This window comes from Bifidobacterium sp. UBA4282 (assembly GCF_002394995.1).
In the GTDB taxonomy this organism is placed as follows: Bacteria; Actinomycetota; Actinomycetes; order Actinomycetales; family Bifidobacteriaceae; genus Bifidobacterium; species Bifidobacterium pullorum_B.
Window position 1 is genome coordinate 1 of the sequence record NZ_DGVO01000005.1, and the last position, 3,340, is coordinate 3,340.

The following is a 3,340-nucleotide window of genomic DNA, read 5'->3' on the forward strand; positions in this document are numbered from 1 at the left end:
TCATCATGCTCATCAAAAACGTCAAATGATCCCAAGCCTCCCCTGTCGGGGAGGCTTCCGACGTCCGCGGCCCCATGCATGGTGGGCCGCGGCGGGATCGGATATTTCGGATACTATCGTCAACGGATACGGCATCATATTTTCAAAGGAGAACATCATGGCGCGAACCCATACCGACCGCATCCTGTTCGGAGCGGCGTACTACGACGAATACATGCCCAAGGACCTCGACCGCGTGGATGAAGACATGCGGATGATGAAGGAGGCCGGCATCAACCTGATCCGCATCGCGGAATCCACCTGGAGCACCGAGGAACCCCAGCCGGGCGTCTTCGACTTCACGCATATTGACCGCGCCCTCGACGCGGCTCAACGCGCCGGCATCGACGTGATCGTCGGCACGCCGACCTACGCGGTGCCCACCTGGATGGTGAAGATGCATCCCGAGGTGCTGGCCGTCACCCCGGCCGGCCCGGGCAAGTACGGCGCACGTCAGATCATGGACATCGTCAACCCGACGTACCGGTTCTACGCGGAGCGCATCATCCGCAGGCTCATCGCGCACGTGGCCGACCATCCGGCCGTCATCGGCTATCAGGTCGACAACGAGACCAAGTACTACGACTCGGTCTCCCCGGACATGCAGGCCCTGTTCGTCAAGTACCTGCGCGAGAAATTCAACGACGACCTGGACGAGCTCAACGCCCGCTTCGGCCTGGATTACTGGTCCAACCGCATCAACGCCTGGGAGGACTTCCCGGATGTGACCGGTTCGATCAACCAGTCGCTGCGCGGCGAGTTCGACCGCTTCCGTCGTGCGCAGGTGGCCGAATTCCTCAAGTGGCAGGCCGACATCGTGCGCGAGTACGCCAAGCCCGACCAGTTCATCACCCACAACTTCGACTTCGAGTGGCGCGGCTACTCCTTCGGCGTGCAGCCGGCCGTCGACCATTTCAAGGCGGCGCAGGGCGTGGACATCACCGGTGTGGACATCTACCACCCGACCGAGGACGACCTGACCGGCAAGGAGATCGCCTTCGGCGGCGACATGACCCGCTCCACCAAGGACGGCGCGAACTACCTGGTGCTCGAGACCGAGGCCCAGGGCCAGCACGGCTGGCTGCCGTTCCCCGGTCAGCTGCGACTGCAGGCCTACTCGCATCTCGCCGGCGGCGCCGACTGCGTGGAATACTGGCATTGGCATTCGATCCACAACTCGTGGGAATCCTACTGGAAGGGTCTGCTCAGCCACGACCTGGAGCCGAACCCGACCTACCGCGAGGCCGGCGTGTTCGGCAACGAGATCGCCGACCCGAAGGTGGGGGAGCGTCTGGTCCACCTGAAGAAGCGCAACAAGGTGGCCATCATGATCTCCAACGAGTCGCTGTCGGCACTCGACTGGTTCCTCATCGAGGCGGGCTTCCCGTTCGGCGGGAGCCTGAAGTACAACGACGTGGTCCGCAACGTGTACGACGCGCTGTTCGAGCTCAACGTCGAATGCGATTTCGTGCCGGTCGACGCCCCCGCCGAGCGCCTGGCCAAGTACGAGATGATCGTGGCCCCGGCGCTGTACACCACCCCGCAGGAGACCACCGACAACCTGCGCGAGTTCGTCGCCAACGGCGGCCATCTGATCGCCACGCTGCGCTCGTTCGTCACCGACGACGAGGTGACCATCTGGCACGACCGCGCCCCGCACAACCTGACCGATGTGTTCGGCATGAGCTACAACCAGTTCACCCGTCCGAAGAACGTGCCGGTCGTCTTCTCCGGCGCGCTTGAGAGCACGCCCGACACCGAGGCACTCTCGCTGATCGAGCTGCTCAAGGCCGACGAGGGCACCGAGGTGCTCGCCTCCTACGGCCACTACGCGTGGAAGGACTACGCGGCCATCACCCGTCACGCCTTCGGCAAGGGCACCGCGGAATGGATCGGCACGCTGCTGGCCCCCGACGCGATCCGCGCCGTCATGCGCGAGGCCGTCGGCAACGCCGGCATCGAGTACGCGGGCATGCCGCTCGCCGGCACCATCACGGTGCGTCAGGGCTTCAACGAGGCCGGTGAGAGCGTGACCTACCTGCTCAACTACTCGGCCGAACCGGCCACGTTCGCCAGCCCGGTCTCCGGCGAGGTCGTCGTGGCCCCGGCCACGATCGCCACCGACGGTACCGTCGATCCGACCGTCACCTTCGCCGGCGCCCCGAAGGCCGGCGACAAGGTCGAGACCGGCGCCGACCTGACCGTCGGCCCGTGGAACGTGGCCGTCGTCGTCGGCTGAGCCGTCAACGAATGATGAGGTCGGCGAGTGCGCGCCATTCGCCGACGAAATCGACCTCGCGCGCGTCGTTGAGCCAGCGCAGCTGCAGGCCTTCCATGGCTGACAGCGCCTGGAGCGCGGTGCGCGCGGGGTCGTTTACGTGGTCGCGTTCCGCGGCGACCGTGTACTCCTTGAGCAGGTTGTCCTCGCGGGTGACGAAGTAGTCATGCGCGGGGTGGTCCTCGCTCAATGCCTCGCCCTCCAGCACGGTGTACAGCCGCACCAGTTCGGGCCGGCTCGCGTTGGTCTCGACCGTGGCCTGGAGGATGGTCTTGAGCCCGTGATCGCAGTGGTAGGCGATGCCGTCGGCGAGCACGTCGCCGGTCACGCCCGTGACACCGAGGTGTTCGGCGATGGCGATCTGATTGGTATGGTCGGCGTATTTGAGCGCTTCGATAAGCAGCTCCTCCTTGCCGGAGAAGTAGTAGAGCAGCCCTGCCTCGGTGATGTGTTCGGCGTCCGCCACGTCGCGGATGGTGAAGCCCCAGAAGCCGAACTGGGAGATGCAGGAGACGGTGGTTGTGAGGATGTGCCGGCGACGGTCCTCGGCGTTCATGCGCTTGGGGCGGGTAACGGTGGTTCTGCGTCTCATGGTCGGCTCCTTGGCGGTGTGCGTCGAGCGTCGATGGCGATGCGTCGGCGGCTGGGCTGGGGGAGTGTGGACGACGGCGGTTCGGGTGCGGGCTGGGTGGCTCCCGCGACCTGTGCGGCGCGTGGGCCGCATCGCCGTACGGTTTCGCTCGGGTGCGGTCTTGCGGGACCGCACGTCGCCCCATGTACTTACAAGGTACTCGGTGGTGAGACCTTACGATGGCGAACGGGTTGCGACACGCCGTATTCGTGGTGCCGAGTTTGTAATTATATCATTTAACTAAGTGATTACTAAGTACAAAGATACGAGGTGGTCACCGAACCAAAACTCAGTGAAGAGCACCCGTCATTGATGACGGGAAGGAAAAGAGGTTTCACCAATGAGTGATGCTGCAATGTTGAGTAAAGAGGAGCGGCTGGCGGCGCATGAGG

2 protein-coding genes are annotated in these 3,340 nt (G+C 64.3%); one reads left to right on the plus strand and one right to left on the minus strand.

All coding sequences use genetic code 11. From position 1 onward, the window contains the following. The first annotated feature begins 157 nt into the window (after positions 1 to 157). The gene (locus B4C31_RS00850) at positions 158 to 2,278 is read left to right on the plus strand and encodes a beta-galactosidase (protein ID WP_291530949.1); all 2,121 of its coding nucleotides are present in this window, start codon (positions 158 to 160) and stop codon (positions 2,276 to 2,278) included. Between the two features lie 4 nt (positions 2,279 to 2,282). On the opposite strand, the gene B4C31_RS00855 is transcribed toward B4C31_RS00850, so the two are convergent. Then, positions 2,283 to 2,909: a TetR/AcrR family transcriptional regulator gene (locus B4C31_RS00855; protein ID WP_291530950.1), complete on the minus strand. Its 627-nt coding sequence runs from the start codon at positions 2,907 to 2,909 to the stop codon at positions 2,283 to 2,285. Positions 2,910 to 3,340 lie beyond the last annotated feature (431 nt).

Coding starts and splice junctions, on each gene's coding strand:
- B4C31_RS00855 (WP_291530950.1), bottom strand. CDS start 2,909: ATGAGACGCAGAACCACCGTTACCCGCCCCAAGCGCATGAACGCCGAG.
- B4C31_RS00850 (WP_291530949.1), top strand. CDS start 158: ATGGCGCGAACCCATACCGACCGCATCCTGTTCGGAGCGGCGTACTAC.